Raw genomic sequence first — 15199 nt, forward strand, 5'->3', positions numbered from 1 at the left:
TCATACTCCCTATCTATCTAACCCTATCCAATATTTATCGATAGTGACTCCGCCCTAAGGCAGGGGAATCCAATCTGCGCAAAAAATCTCTTGTCAGTTATCATATCATATTGTAAACTTAAATTCATCAATCAAGTTTACATATCTTTCTGGAAAGGATGGTGCCCCATGAATGCCCAACATTTAGCCAAGACCGCGGCTATGGCTGCTCTTTTATGTTTGGCCGGTATGATCATGCGCTGGGCTTCCCCAGCCTTGGTCCCATTTAGTGTTCTCCCTGTCTTTGTCTTTCTAACCGGCCTTATTCTAGGACCCAAATACGGGAGCTTAGCCGTCATCGTTTATGTATTTCTCGGTTTACTGGGTTTACCTGTCTTTGCCAGCGCTCCTTTTGGCGGCATCGGCTATGTGCTGAAGCCCTCCTTCGGTTACCTGCTGGGGGATATCGCCGCCGCTTATACGGTGGGGAAACTCTATAACCGGCAAAGTCTGCTATCCGCTCTACTGGCCGTTCTGGGCGGCATTATCGTCTTATATCTGATCGGCTTAGCCTATTTTTATCTGGTCATGCATTTTATCCTCCATCAATCCACCACTATGGCTCTGGTCATCTCCATGGGCTTTCTTCCCTTCATCGCCGGCGATTTGATCAAAGGCGGAATAGCCGCCTGGGTGGGTAACCAGCTTATCAAGCGTCAGCGCTCAAGCAGCCTCTAGTCTGTCCGGTATGAACAAAGTACACTGAACCGGTTTGCCTAGTCCCGTCACTGTGAATACATCACAATAGGAAAAACTTATCCCTATGAGAATTATATTTTATATAGCTAACCCCTGCTTTAAAGCCGATTTGAAGCAGGGGGCGGATGAATCTCCGATATAAATGCTGTATAATGAATAACAGTGACGATGATCAGAGGAGGAGTACTTAATGTCAAAAAGTCTGGGCGATCTTAAAAATAACCTTGTGGTAAAATACACTATTGGTCTGATGATGAAGGGCCAAGGAACCGACATGCTGCGCACCGAATTAGATTGTGATGTATGCGGGGAAACCTGCCTGGCCTGGGAAGTCCACCAAATCCCTTATTATCCTGAGGGTAAGCTTGCGGATAATTATGAACCGGGATATACCATGATGGCCTGCGAAAAATGTATCGAAGCAAAGCAGATTGTTCCCTTGGATACGGACGCTTCTGTTCGTTTTGATGCCTCCAATCTGGCTATTAAAGAAATTCTCGAAACCAGAAAGAACCAACAGCAATAGGTATAAAACCTATTGAACAGTCCCGGAATTTTATCCAGAATGTCAAGGGTTTGGCCCAGATGATCCGACTTTCCCTAAAGGGAGGGGGAGCATTTAGGCCAAACCCTTTTGCTATGAGGGAAATCGGGCTTGCTTGCTCCTGACCATTTTTTGAAAATATTCTATTGATGAAATAAACTTCCAAGTTAAACATTTCACCTCTTCATTGAATTCTTATCCCCCTCTTGCTACACTTCGAGTAAATAACTTAACCGATGAGGAGGAAGTCGTCTATGGCCCAATCGGAAATTATGAAAATTCGCCGCCAAGTCTTAAAATCTGCCCTGGACTGGGTCAGTCATGACCAGAACCGCAAGGATCGCGCCACCTTGGCTCGTCAGATCATTCCCGACGGAACGCCCCGTTACCGTTGCTGTATTCATAAAGAGCGGGCTGTTATCGAGGAGCGTTTAAAAGCTGTTCTTGAACCGGATGAAGGTCCGATAGTGCGTGTTCTTAAGGAAGGCTGCAACGGATGCGAAATGCATCGCTATAGTGTAACCGACCACTGCCAGAATTGTGTTGGTCATTTCTGTTTCACCAACTGTCCTAAAAAAGCAATTCTCTTTATTAACAATAAAGCCTTTATTGACCAGACCCGCTGCGTCGAATGCGGCCTTTGCGCCCGGAATTGCCCCTATCATGCCATCATCGAGTATCGGCGGCCCTGTGAAGACAGCTGCCCGACCAAAGCCATCTCGGTCCGGGAGGATCGGATTGCCAGTATTGCCGAAGCTCACTGTACCAGCTGCGGCAAGTGCATCATCAGCTGCCCTTTCGGAGCCGTGGCCGAATCCTCCCAGCTTATCCATCTTTTTGAGGCAGTCCGTAACCCCGAGCATAAGATCTATGCCGTCATCGCACCGGCCTTTGTAGGACAATTCGGAAGAAAAGTTTCACCAGGACAGGTGAAGTCGGCCCTTCTCAAGCTGGGTTTCCAGGATGTTCTGGAAGCTGCTCTGGGAGCCGATCGGACCATCGAACTGGAAGCCCGGGAATATGATGAACGCCTGGCCCATGGCGAAGAATTCATGACCAGTTCCTGCTGCCCGGCCTATGTCAGTGCCGTTATCAAAGAAAAACCTGATTTATTCCACCACATTTCCAGTACGCTTTCCCCGATGGCCCAGGTGGCTCATATCCTTAAGGAAAAAGATCCTGAAGCAAAGATCGCCTTTATCGGACCCTGTGTGGCCAAAAAAGAAGAAGGCAAACGGCCTGAAACGAAAGTGGATTTTGTGCTTACTTTTGAAGAATTGATGGTCTGGCTTGACTATGCAGGGATCAATCCTGCCGAAGAATCCGAGCAAACCCTGGCCGGACCCAGCTCTTATGCCCGGGGGTTCGCCAAAGCAGGTGGAGTAGCTGCAGCACTCACTGCCTATCTGGGCCAGGATTCTCCCCCCACCTATCAAACTGAAGGAATTCAGAACAGCCTAAAAGCCTTGGAAACCCATGTCAAGAACGGGGACAAGGGTTTTCTGGAATGCATGGCTTGTGAGGGCGGCTGTATCAATGGACCCTGGACCATGATTGCCCGCCCCATCGCTGAGCGGGCTCTTAAAGAATTTGTCCAATCCACTGCTGCTCAGCAGTAAGAAACAGCACTATAGAAGCAAAGCTGCCAGATTACGGTATAAAAGGAGAAACCATCGTTGATGACGCGGGTTTCTCCTTTTAAGCATGCTCGTTAATTATATCTTCAGCTATCTGGAGTTGGGGAAGGCGCAAATCCATCGCTTTTTTCTGGATATAGCGGAAGGCCTCCGGTTCACTCATGTTTAATTTTTCTACCAGCAGCCATTTCGCTTGTTCGATGAGCTTACGCTCATCCATGCGCTTCTTGAGGTTATCCCGCTCACTTCTTAATTGATCCAGGGAGCTTCTTACGGACAAAGCAAAGCGGGCACTTTGAATCAAAGTAAGGCGATTGAGTGGTTTCGGCAGAATCATAGCTCCTGTGGATTCCAGGGCATCCTGCATATGGGACACCTGCTCCGGCCGTGCCATCACAATAATTCCGGCCGAAGTTTTCTCATAGGCATCAAAAACAAAGTCAATCCCTTGTTCATCAGGAAGAGGGGTACTGACGATGATTAAATCCGGCTGAACGATAAAAAACTGCCGCCGCGCCTCATTGGCTGAATGAGCGCAGTTTACCGGATGATACCCTTCTTTGATAAGTGTGCTTTCCATACTGCCCGCTACTTCAGATTTTCCACAGACGATGAGGACATTCCCTGCGCTCATTGCTTATCCCCCCTTTGTGCAGGGCTCCCTGTTCAATAGATTTTGAGATAGCTGTCAATCTCCCATTGATGGACCATCTCGTCATAAGCTTTCCACTCTCTGGCTTTGGCCGCGATATACTTGGTAAAGATATGCCTGCCTAAAGTAGCTTGAATCAAAGGATCCTTTTCCATCTCTTCAAGAGCCAGCAGCAGATTAGAGGGTAAGCGCTCCAGGCTCAGGGCCTTTTCCTGTTCGGGAGTGAGATTATAAATGTTTTCATTAACAGGCTCAGGCACCTTCATTTCCCGTTGGAGCCCATCCAGACCGGCTTCCAGAAGCAGGGCCAAAGTCAGGTAGGGATTGCAGCTGGGGTCCGGGCTGCGCAGTTCAAGGCGGGTTCCTGCTCCCCTGGGGGACGGCACCCGCAGCAGCGGACTGCGGTTCATCGGTGACCAGGCAATATGGACCGGTGCTTCATAACCCGGGGTCAAGCGTTTATAAGAGTTCACCAAGGGATTGGCCACGGCGGTGATCCCCTTGATATGCTCCAGCAATCCGGCAATGAATTGCTTCGCTGTTTCCGAGAGCTCTCCGGGATTTTCCGGGTGAATAAATACATTCCTCCCCTCTTTGGCTAAGGACATATTGATGTGCATCCCCGAACCATTGACGCCGTGGAGAGGCTTAGGCATAAAGGTGGCATGAAGACCATTCCTTTGGGAGACAATTTTCACCACATATTTGAAGGTCATGATATGATCCGCCGCCGTCAAGGCATCGGTATATTTAAAGTCGATTTCATGCTGCCCCGCTGCGGATTCATGGTGGGATGTCTCGATTTCAAACCCCATCTCTTCCAGCACCAAACAAATTTCCCGCCGGGTATTTTCTCCCTGATCGATAGGAGCCAGATCACAATAGCCGGCAGCATCATGAGTTATTGTGGTAGGCTGTCCTTCCTCATCCGTATGGAATAAAAAGAATTCACACTCTGGGCCTACCTGAAATACATAGCCTAAGTCGTGGGCTTTTTGCAGGGTTCGCTTAAGAATATAGCGCGGATCCCCCTCGAATTGAGAGCCATCGTGATTCTTAACATCGCAGATGATCCTGGCTACCTTCCCCTGCTGAGGACGCCAGGGAATAAGGGTAAATGTACTGGGATCAGGAAGAAGAAGCATATCCGAAGCCTCAACTCCCGCAAATCCTTTGATCGCCGAGCCGTCAAACAGCACTCCCTCGTCCAAAGCCTGAGCAAGCTGGTTGTGGGTTATGGCAATATTTTTCATCTGGCCAAAAATATCTGTGAATTGCATACGGATAAAGCGGACATCATTTTCCTGCACATACTTAAGGCACTCTTCTTTGGTAAACCCCATATTAAGCTCTCCTTTCAAAATAAGTAAACTATTCGACCGACAAACAACATCCTGATAGTACAAAAAGGGCGCACTAAGATCCCTATTAGGGTCCTTAGAACGCCTTTGTTCTATACCTAATCCACACTAAATTATCAATTCTTCTCTCCACAAAAACCCTACGCTTCATCATATACTTTGGGAAACTCCTCTGTCAATACAAGGGGTTTATGCATGCTGTATTCATGATCGAATCTTATACCGGAATGAAAATTATTTTCATCATCATCTAAGCACAGTTCCTGCTCCCTCACATATATTAATTCAGAGACAAAGGAGTACTCGGCCAGGTACTCCTTTGTCATTTTTGTTTGCGAGGTGTTTATTGATGTGCTCCATTCTTGGATTAGTAAATTTTAAACGGAAGATTTCTCCCCAGGAGATACAATGCCTTAGCACTATGGGGAAGACTTTAATTCATCGGGGTCCGGACCAAAACGGCCTTGAATACGGAGAACATTTTGCTTTTCAACATAACCGTTTAGCCATTATCGATATTGAAAAAGGCCGGCAGCCCATGACCGCCACCCATCAGGGATACGACTATACCATTGTTTACAACGGCGAACTTTACAACACCGCAGATTTACGGCAAGAGCTCCTTGAGCACGGAGTTAAGTTCAAAACTTACTGTGATACGGAAGTAGTGCTCTATGCCTATATCATCTGGGGAGAACAATGCTCCAGCAAATTAAACGGCATTTACGCCTTTGTAATCTACGATTCTAAAGAAAAAAAGGCCTATCTTTCCCGTGACCGCTTCGGCGTCAAACCCTTCTTCTACACTTTTGTAGAGGGCGCTCTTCTTTTCGCTTCGGAGATCAAAGCCCTCCTCAAGCACCCTCAAGTGAAACCCCGTCTGGATTACCAGGGTTTATGGCAGCTCCTCTATATGATGCCTGTCAAAGAGGAAGGCACCGCCATCTTTAAGGATATCTTCGAATTGCCCACCGCCTCCCATGCTTTCTATAGCCTTGCCCCAGGAGCATCTGAAGCAGAGTTGAAGATCGCCAAATACTGGACCATGGAGGCTTATGAGAATCAGGACAGCGAAGCTGCTATCGTCGCCACCACCCGGGATCTGTTGGTGGATGCCATTGAACGTCAGCTGGTCTCCGATGTCCCTCTTTGCACTTTCCTTTCCGGAGGATTGGATTCTTCAATCATCACCGCCGTGGCAGCGCAAAAATATCAAGCCGAAGGACGGCAGCTTGCTACCTATTCCTTTGAACATGAAGGCAATAAAGACCATTTTAAGCAGACTCTTTTCCAACCGCAAAGTGATGACGAGTTTGCCGTTTATCTGGCTCAGCACCTGCACACACAGCATCAGATTCTGACCGCTAAAAAGGAGCATTTGGTGGACTACCTGGATGAAGCCGTAAGGTATAGGGACTATCCCGGCATGGCAGATATCGATTCCTCCCTGCTCTTTTATTGCCGTCAGGTAAAAGAACACCACACGGTGGCTTTATCCGGAGAATGCTCTGATGAAGTCTTCGGGGGCTACCCCTGGTTTTATCGTCCGGAAATGCTCACACGGGGGTTTTTCCCTTGGATCCACGAACCCCATGCCCGGATTAGTCTGTTCAAGCCTGAACTGGTTCGCCCCCAGGAGGGCTTTGCGTACACTTCGGAGATTTACCGCCGGAGCGTCGAGGCCTGCCCCTTGCTTCCAGATGAGTCGGAGACTATGCAGAACTCCCGCATCGCCAGCTGGCTTTCCATTAATTACTTTATGACCTCCTTGCTGGAACGCAAAGATCGCATGAGCATGGCTTCGGGCTTGGAAGTCCGGGTTCCTTTCTCCGATCACCGCTTGGTTCAGTACGTCTATAATGTGCCATGGGAGATTAAATTCAAGGATGGCGTCGAAAAGGCACTGCTTCGGGCCGCCATGCAGGACTATCTGCCTCCTAAAATCCTCTATCGTAAAAAAAGCCCCTTCCCTAAAACCCATGATCCTCATTATGAAGAGCTGGTATTCCATCTTTTCCGGAAGCGGCTGGACTCCGGCAGCGGCATGCTGGCAGAGCTATTGCAAAAGGATGTGCTCAATCGCCTTATAAGTCCTGGAAATAACACCTGGTTTGGCCAGTTGATGGGGCTTCCGCAATTGCTGGCTTGGCTGGTGCAGCTGGACTATTGGTTTGAAGCCTACCAGGTGCAATTGGTAGGCTAAGCCCCCTTATTCCCTTTTCATTGCCAAGGCAAGGCATAAAAAAGAGCATCGCCCTGCTCATGATCGAGCAGGGCGATACTCCTTTTTGGCTTTATCCTCAATCGGGTATGGTCAGGGACAGGAATCTTAAAATCCCCTGTACCTTAATTACTACCTCTATTGCAGCCTCATTATCTCATGCACACCCTTATATTTCTCCACATAGCGGCCTTGGATTTCATCACCAATCTTTAAGAAAGGTAACTTCTCCGAGACCTTGATGCTGGCGACAAAGATGTCGCTCCGGCCGTCGAGAAGAATATAGAAATAGGTGTTGCCATCCATAACCACATTCTGTATATCCGTGATCTTCCCTTGGATGTCGAATTCCTCTTTTGGTTCCTCAGGCGTGGTTTCTGTCACCGTTCCCGATCGGCCGGTAAATGCTCTCAAGGCCTCTTCAAGAGTATTGCCCACGACAACCTTCTGGTAATTCTGAGCATCCACCAGGGCATACATCTTGATCAACCCTGCCGCATCCTTCAGAGACATAAAATAGACCGGATTCCCTTCAATATTGAGGAGAAGAGGAAACGTAGATACATAGCCTTTTTCCTGAACTGCCCCCTGTGCACTGCCCATAGCTGAATACTCTTCGGCCGAGGGAATGCCATAGAAGGTTGTTTCTTTTGTCCGCATATTGATCAGAATAAATCCGATGTTGGACTCATCCCGTACCACGGAAGTGATCCCCGTATACAGATACACATCATCGTGAAGAGCCAGGTAATTATACCCTTCGGTGGTGGCAAGAACACCCTTCTGACCAAAAATTGAGTTGATGAAGCCGTTTTGATAGCGGCCGTTATAATTGACTTGACCCACCACAAGGTCGGCATCATAGACCCGGTCCACCCATTCCGGAACCTCTTCTAATTTAAGCTTCTGATGTTCGCCGGTGGTCGCATTAAGCATGATAGCTTCCTTAATATCCGTTCCTCCGAAAAGTCCGATGGTATTATGCCGCACAGAGACAATCCAATAAGGTACCCCTTGCTCATCGACTTCAAAGCTGAAATCACCAAAAATAGCCATCGGATAATGCATGCGCAAATAACGCCGCACATTTTCAAAGAAGAGTTCACTCTCGGAGTATTTGATGCTCTGTTCCGGAGTAACGAGCTCCACGTTTCCAGTGACCATGTCCACCCTGATATAGCTGGGAAGTCCTTCTTTGGTGTTGCTCAGCCATTTGAAGAAGTCTGCATACTCCAGTGGAGACACACGGACCGGCTTTCCCTGATAATTGATTTGGGTGTAATCGGGTGCCACATTGAATTGGGAGACCAGTTCGACGATCTCACCCATTTTTCGATCCCCAAGCCTCAAGGCCGTATCCCGGTCTACCGTGGGAATTTGATTAATAGGTAGTTCCTCTACATCCTTGGCAAAATCCCCTTCCTGCTTGTCAATGAGATTGGCATAAGCTTTGGCATGGAAGACGGGCAGGGAGTAAAGGAGCATAATCCCCCCTACGATAGTCACAAGCAAGGTAGCCATAACGAGATAGGAACCGATATGCTTGGTGAGGGTGAGCCTCTTTTCAACAAATACTTGATGAAGCAAAAACAGCCCGGCACCTACCCCTAGAACGTAAATCAAAAATACCCAGAAACCGGGCGACTGCAGGTTAATAGGGACGAGTGCAAAATAATAAGAGATTAAAGTGAACGCTATCCAAATTGCAGCGAGGATAAGCTTGCCCTTGGAATTTCTCATAGCCTTTTCCTTTCTTTTTAAAACTCATAAGGTCTTGGTTAAAACAATGATTATCTTAATAGTTTACCATGCTTTATATAAAAACTCCAAATTCCCCCCTTCAGGAGGGGCTATCTCCTAAGTATCGTCCCCAAAGATGAAGGGCGCCTCTTAAGCACATTGTGCTCATAAAGCGTCCTCTAAGCCCCTCCGCTATCACAGATCTTAGATGAGGAACATAATGAGTTGATATTCCGGTATACTTTTGATGTATTCTAAGTTGCTTGAAACCATGCCGGACATTATCAAATCAAAGGTCAGGGAATTATCATTGGCCAATACGACCACACCACTATCTCTCAATGGATTGCCAAACTTCCCTTTTAGAGTCAAAAGATGCTTAAAGGGCTTTCCACTCAAATCCTTCGCACTGGAATCAAACAAATAGTAGTAACCCTCATTGTAGAATAAGTCAGCGAAGAAGGGGCTGCTGCCATACTCTGAATAGAATTTTGCCATGCGCAGGGAGGTATTTTTCCCTTGGGAAGAAGCCGCCAGAAAATCATCCCACAAACCGCCGTTGGCAATTATCTCTGAATCACTCATGACATAGTATCCGGCATTTTGAGCCATTTCCGGTGTATATCTGGATGGTATGCTATTAAATCCGGTGTACTGCCCCCTATTGTCGAAAGCAAATTCCAGGGAAGAGCTTTGCTGTACCACAGTAACACCGCCTGCCAGCAACACTAAGAAGCAAACCAGACAAACGATAATATAATTTTTCATCATTAATCCCCTTTCATCCCGTAAAGCGATATCCGGCTCTGTGTTTCCGAATGTCAAAAAGCTGTTCCATAAACCAATAACCAATGAATTGACCTTCTTCAATAAGCTGCATGATTTCATCCTTACTTGCCCATTTCACACATTGAACTTCTTCATATTGCAAGCATAAGCCATTGATGTCGATATCTCTCTCAACGAGGTAATAGTCATCAAAGCCTCTTTCAAAATTCACGGTGAAAAATGGGCGTTCAGCGGACAAATCAATTTTATAGCCTATTTCTTCAAAGGTTTCTCTTTCGGCGGCTTCCGCACTGGTTTCACCGGCCAAAGCACTTCCCCCGACAGTGATATCCCACATATTAGGCCATCCCTTTTTCCAGGGTTGCCGTTTTTGAATCAACAGTTCGTTTTTTGAGTTGAAGATACAAACATGAATAACCAGATGATAATCGCCTTTAGCAAATTGGCTTCCCCGTTCCATTGTTCTCCCGGTTAAAGTTCTGTTTTTATCGTAGATATCCCATAGTTCTGTCATTATTCTACTTCGATAGTGTCAAGAAATGTTCGCAAAAACCATCAGAACCCCTTAAGGCTAAATGTTTTATGTAAAAGCGTAAGTTGGGAAGAGTGTCAAGGGTGATGCGAGGGATACCGGAGGCCGTCAGGCCGAGGATATGCTCGGCATCATCCCATTGACACGTGCACCCTACCAAAACGCTTGAAGACGGCAAAGTCTCTTTCACCCCAAAGAGTAACCCTAAATCAAAGAGAGTTTGCTTGGCTAGCGCCGAGCGTCATGCTTTTCTGAATTAATGATTAAGGCTTACGCAGCTTTTGAACGTTCCTGCTCAATCGAAGTGATGATTTTTGGATTGATATAGGATCGGCCACTGCACCAGTCTTCGCTATACTCAATAAGGTAGCTGGTTACTAGCCGAATATAGGAATCCATACTTGGGAATATCCCAACCACCCGGGTTCTTCTACGTACTTCTCGGTTGAGTCTTTCCAGCAGGTTGGTTGACGCGATCTTTCTTGAATCAATCTCTGCAAAGCTGAAAAACTGTAGTGAGTCTTCCAACCCTTCTTCCAGAGTTTTAATGGCTTCAGGATATTTGGCCTCAAACTCATCCATCAGAGAATTAGCGTATTTCTTTGCACTGCTATAGTCTGGTTGAAGCCAGATTTGCTTTAGTTTATTAGCAAACGCTTGCTTATCTCGACCGGATATATGAGCGAGGATGTTCCGCATAAAATGCACTTTACAGCGTTGCCAGGAACACCCGATAAAGGACTCTTGAACAGCTTTAACTAACCCTTTATGGGCATCTGAGACAACCAGCCAGACTTTCTCTAGTCCTCGTGACTTTAACTTTTCGAAGAGACTGGTGTAGGTTGCTGTGGACTCTTCTGGCATGGGCTCTACGGCCAGAATATCTCGTTTGCCTTCTAGATCAATACCCGTTACAATCAGCACTGCCATATTTTTGACCCTTCGATCATCTCGGATTTTCTCATAGAGAGCATCCACCCAGAGTACGGGATAGACTTTATCGAGACTTCGATTACGAAAGGCTTCAACCTGTTCGTTCAGTTCTTTAGCGATGCTTGATACCTGACTTCGTGACATGGAGTCAATGCCTAAGGACTTAGTGAGTTTCTCTATTTTACGGGTGGATACGCCATTAACATAGGCTTCTTGAATCACATTCATCAAGGCCAATTCAGAACGTTTCTTACCTTCCACAAAGAAAGGGATATAGCCGCCATTTCGCAGTTTGGGTACCATTAAATACAGTGTCCCCATCCGGGTATCGAAACGGCGAACGCGATAGCCTGATCGATACCCTTGACGTTCAGTAGACCGTTCTGATTTTTCAGCACCTAGCTTTGCATCCACTTCTGCTTCCATCAGCCTTTCGCAGAGCCATTTTAACATAGCCTGCATGGGATCTTCTTCGGTTACAAATTTCATTAGCATTTTTTCAAAAGGTACGGTAGAATTTGGGTAAGCCATCGGTTAACAACTCCTTTTTGGTTTGCTTCAGCACTTACCTTTTCGGAGTTACCGATGGCTTTTCCTTTTTTACTTTTGCGAACTTAATTGTACTCTATCTTCTACTTCCTTATGATGAAATTTGGTTTCTCTCTTCCGGAATATTTGATGATGTACTTGCCTCCTGAGTGCATCCGTTTAAGCCCACTATTAGTATGAGAAGTATAAGGATTATCCTTCTTTTCATTCCCTCACCTTTTTCAAGATGGATATGAGGATTTCCCAAAGACATTATAGGAAAGAAAAGTATACTATAAATGAGAGTGCAATGAATAGAATCCCCATGAACATATTCCACAGCAGATCCTCATCCGAGCTCTTGATTAATATAATCGAAAAGAAAACGATTATAAAAAGCAGAACAAAAGCAACAAGTGCAAAGGATATGAATTGATTTATACCCGACAGTAATCCAGGAGCGCTGTCCAACATCGATACCCTGTATCCATTAAGAGCAAGGATCGCCAATATATAGAAATTCATGGTGCTATACCTTCTCTTCTTCCTATAAAGGCTGCTACCCTTCTCGCCACAGCTTCGATAGAATCCTGGATTCAGAAAAGCAGAAAATCTCTCATAGAAAGCTCTATTAACACTTAACAACATAGCCAATACCAAGGAGCCAACTGCCAAAACCAGCATAGTTACGCCCGATTTAAGTATTAGCATGATAATGATAAGTTGCAGCAGTAATGCCAGTATAATAAATGACTTCAGATTTGACTTTAGATTCATCTCATCCTCCACTCTTTAAAGTTTGGCTCGCTCTTCATCCTGCCCATATAATTCCATCAATCTATAATGCTTGGGGGATTGTTGGCAACACGCTACCGTCTTTATCGTAAATTTTTATCGCACCTGAGCCCACAGGTAGAACAATCGCAAAGGGTTTTGTATGATCAATATCAATAATTTCGACAGTGTTGCCATTATCAATTTCAATTTTTGCAACCTGCTGCTTGTTCATTGAAAGATAAGCCTTTTCCTGACGTCCCTCTGCTCTGTATTCAGCAATACCTTCATTTTCCGTATTTGTTGAGCCTCCGCTGCGGAAGAAGTAGCCAAATGATAGCCCTTTTCTATTTTCATAGATTGAGAAGATGTAGTTACTACTGTCTTTATCATAAAAAAGCATGGCAGACATGGCATCCGTTGTTGATTTTGCTACTTGCCAGCTGGAATCAATTTTATGAGAAATTCTTGCATCCTTCTCAATCTTTGCTTTAGGAGTACCAATAGCATTGTTAAAGTATAAACTCAGAAATAAACCGGCTATCATAACTGCAACGATACCCGTATACTTAACTGCTTTTTTCACAAAATCACCTCGCCCAAATGACCATCTATACACCTTACCACCTATCTCCGGACCTTCCTATCCAATGTTAATAAAATGGCAGAAGCTAAATAACCAAGTGAAACCAACAAAAAAAATCTAAGGACGCTTGGCGTCATTGCTGCGTAAAGGCTGAGTGGCAGAGAATAAACAAACACACCATACATTAACCAAATGATTCCATAGAATGAAGCCACTAGTCCAAGAATCACCGGGAGCCCAAATCCTATAAAAATTATGGGTATCGTTTCATTGAATGTATATTGAATTGCCCATAATGCCCATAAAATAAACACTATAATTCCGCTTACAGTAGCTGCTATGCCAATAAATATTCCGACCCGTCCTATCCTGTTCAGGCTTTGAAAGGACCCCATAAAGACTTTCATCGGAACCCCTCCCCTACTGCTCCACTACAAAGTAAATTTGTTCAAAAAAAGGTATTTCATTTTTCCACTGAGATAAGAATTCCTCATTGGTCATTGTTCTGTTATACCCTCTGGAATTATCAGTATCCATATTTGAATCATAGAGAAAAATAGTGTCTTCATCGTATCCGACAACCGTTACATAGTGTTGCCAGCTGACAAAATGTCCTATTAACACAATAACCGGCTTTCCCTGATTTAGCCGTGTTTTCAGCTGTTCCAGATTCCCACTAAACATGTTCACTTGATAATTATATTTCTCAAAAATGTCTATTAGTGCTTGGGGCATTACATACCCATTGGAAAATTTGTGCCCAAGTTCTTGATAATTGTCCCTCCCGCTTATTTCTTCGCCCAATACTCTAAGAACATAAGCAGAAGAAAAGCCGGCACATTGCCCCTTTTCCTGTTTTTCGAAATAGCTCTTTGTTTCCATGAAATACCCAGGGCTGTAGTTTATGGCTTTCGTATCTTCCCGGGGCAAGGTTTGAGCATAAATATCTAAAACCGTTAATCCAGCTCCGCTCAGTGTTAAAACTAATTGAAGTGCAATGTTGAATACGATCACCGTACTAAGTAAAAAAAGTACGATTTTCTTGAATAGATTCATCTTTTTTAAGTATCTCAATAGTTTGCACTCCCCTAGACTTGTTTTTTGAGCATATCCCCTAATTTTGTATCAGGCTCATGATACCGGCGGTAAATATGGGTCAATGTCGTGTAGGTGCAAAGCTTATTAAGCAGAGGAATTTGAATAAGCAAAAAAAGAACAAGGTTGGCTATAAAAAACACAAACAAGATGTAACTATAATTAAGCAGAGCACTCACAACAAACAAATAGGGTCCCATGGGCGCGGATTCACCTAGTTCATTTAATATATAGACGGATACCGGCAGTGTCGCCAAAAAATACAAGATAACGGCAAAGGGGTGGCTCACCTCAACGGCTTGGTTAGGACAATAGCCCATGCATCTCATGCAGCTTTCACAAGCAAATGTCCAATATGGTCGGGGTTTGTTATTCCCCACCATTTTTATAGCCTTAACCGGACAGCTTTCAGCACACAAACCACAACCCGTACAATCCCCGGAGGCAAAAAACAGTTTCGACAGAAAAAAACGCCCTATAATCAGATAGCCCAAAGAAACGGGACTCAGCATCAGGCCCAGGATGAGGGGGACAATCCCTCTAAACCCTTTCTTCCCTTCTAAAATGCTGTTTATGAAAGCATCCGCCTTAGCCTTTGCCCTATCAATGATGAATCCGGAATTAACAGAATTCAGCCCCCAGTGCAATGCTATCCAGTTGGATGGCATATCAAGCCCCATAACTCCCCGAACACTGTATCCCTTCAAAATCAGTATAAGGGCAATAAGATAACCCGCAGTCCCCTCCATTCCGGGAAACGGAATAGAAGCGATTCTACTCCCGGCTCTTGTGGCCACCACAAAAGCATGTTTTCCCCTTCCCGAAGGCAGACGCAGCGCGTACCTAATCACATGCCAAGGTGCTGTAAATCCATGGGTGGGAAACACCACTCCCAACAGCTCACCGGAGCCTTTATCCACATCAGACTCCTCCCGGCATCTGGCGATCGGATACAGCTCCGACCTTATCCCTCTTTGCTTACCCATTTTCGTCATCCATGCGGCGGCTCTGAAGGAGTTTCCTGTTCCGCTCATAAAGTTTATTAACAGGGATTTATAATCCATACCGG

At 45.5% G+C, this 15199-nt stretch carries 14 protein-coding genes; 4 read left to right on the forward strand and 10 right to left on the reverse strand.

The features are described from left to right. Positions 1 to 168: 168 nt before the first annotated feature. The 3 genes from DESLBE_RS11705 to DESLBE_RS11715 all read left to right on the forward strand — a co-directional run bounded on the left by DESLBE_RS11705 (position 169) and on the right by DESLBE_RS11715 (position 2901). Complete coding sequence (locus DESLBE_RS11705) at positions 169 to 717, forward strand: biotin transporter BioY (protein ID WP_005807757.1); 549 nt, start codon at positions 169 to 171, stop codon at positions 715 to 717. A 211-nt stretch (positions 718 to 928) separates the two neighbouring features. Further along, a complete protein-coding gene (locus tag DESLBE_RS11710) occupies positions 929 to 1264 on the forward strand; it encodes a hypothetical protein (protein ID WP_005807761.1) in 336 nt (111 codons plus the stop codon). A 272-nt stretch (positions 1265 to 1536) separates the two neighbouring features. Then, the gene (locus DESLBE_RS11715; RefSeq protein WP_015943139.1) at positions 1537 to 2901 is read left to right on the forward strand and encodes a monomeric [FeFe] hydrogenase; all 1365 of its coding nucleotides are present in this window, start codon (positions 1537 to 1539) and stop codon (positions 2899 to 2901) included. 79 nt (positions 2902 to 2980) lie between these two features. Here DESLBE_RS11715 and DESLBE_RS11720 read toward each other — a convergent pair whose 3' ends face one another. Together DESLBE_RS11720 and glnA are read right to left on the reverse strand one after the other, a co-directional pair. Next, entirely contained in the window at positions 2981 to 3553 is a 573-nt protein-coding gene (locus tag DESLBE_RS11720) for an ANTAR domain-containing protein (protein WP_005807769.1), read from the reverse strand. 32 nt (positions 3554 to 3585) lie between these two features. Further along, positions 3586 to 4914 carry a type I glutamate--ammonia ligase gene (gene glnA / locus DESLBE_RS11725; protein WP_005807771.1) on the reverse strand — a complete coding sequence of 443 codons (1329 nt, stop codon included), beginning with the start codon at positions 4912 to 4914 and terminating at the stop codon, positions 3586 to 3588. Positions 4915 to 5281: 367 nt separating this feature from the next. On the opposite strand from glnA, the gene asnB reads away from it, so the two are divergent. After that, positions 5282 to 7135, forward strand: a complete 1854-nt coding sequence (asnB, locus tag DESLBE_RS11735) for an asparagine synthase (glutamine-hydrolyzing) (RefSeq protein WP_144676921.1) — start codon at positions 5282 to 5284, stop codon at positions 7133 to 7135. A 156-nt stretch (positions 7136 to 7291) separates the two neighbouring features. Here asnB and DESLBE_RS11740 read toward each other — a convergent pair whose 3' ends face one another. From DESLBE_RS11740 to DESLBE_RS11785, 8 genes are all read right to left on the reverse strand, one after another. Then, positions 7292 to 8893, reverse strand: a complete 1602-nt coding sequence (locus DESLBE_RS11740) for a hypothetical protein (protein ID WP_005807777.1) — start codon at positions 8891 to 8893, stop codon at positions 7292 to 7294. A gap of 204 nt (positions 8894 to 9097) precedes the next feature. Beyond that, on the reverse strand, positions 9098 to 9664 hold the full coding sequence (locus tag DESLBE_RS11745; protein ID WP_144676923.1) for a hypothetical protein: 567 nt from the start codon (positions 9662 to 9664) through the stop codon (positions 9098 to 9100). Positions 9665 to 9674: 10 nt separating this feature from the next. Further along, a complete protein-coding gene (locus tag DESLBE_RS11750; protein ID WP_005807782.1) occupies positions 9675 to 10196 on the reverse strand; it encodes an NUDIX domain-containing protein in 522 nt (173 codons plus the stop codon). A gap of 288 nt (positions 10197 to 10484) precedes the next feature. After that, entirely contained in the window at positions 10485 to 11678 is a 1194-nt protein-coding gene (locus DESLBE_RS11760; RefSeq protein WP_011459365.1) for an IS256-like element ISDha1 family transposase, read from the reverse strand. A gap of 835 nt (positions 11679 to 12513) precedes the next feature. After that, the gene (locus tag DESLBE_RS11770) at positions 12514 to 13035 is read right to left on the reverse strand and encodes a hypothetical protein (protein ID WP_144676925.1); all 522 of its coding nucleotides are present in this window, start codon (positions 13033 to 13035) and stop codon (positions 12514 to 12516) included. A gap of 41 nt (positions 13036 to 13076) precedes the next feature. Then, positions 13077 to 13442 carry a hypothetical protein gene (locus DESLBE_RS11775; RefSeq protein WP_041272649.1) on the reverse strand — a complete coding sequence of 122 codons (366 nt, stop codon included), beginning with the start codon at positions 13440 to 13442 and terminating at the stop codon, positions 13077 to 13079. A 13-nt stretch (positions 13443 to 13455) separates the two neighbouring features. Next, on the reverse strand, positions 13456 to 14109 hold the full coding sequence (locus DESLBE_RS11780; protein ID WP_144676927.1) for a C39 family peptidase: 654 nt from the start codon (positions 14107 to 14109) through the stop codon (positions 13456 to 13458). Between the two features lie 14 nt (positions 14110 to 14123). After that, positions 14124 to 15194, reverse strand: coding sequence for an EFR1 family ferrodoxin (locus DESLBE_RS11785; RefSeq protein WP_144676929.1), 1071 nt, complete (start codon positions 15192 to 15194; stop codon positions 14124 to 14126). Positions 15195 to 15199 lie beyond the last annotated feature (5 nt).

It is taken from the genome of Desulfitobacterium sp. LBE, from assembly GCF_007830365.1.
Taxonomy (GTDB): Bacteria; Bacillota; Desulfitobacteriia; order Desulfitobacteriales; family Desulfitobacteriaceae; genus Desulfitobacterium; species Desulfitobacterium hafniense.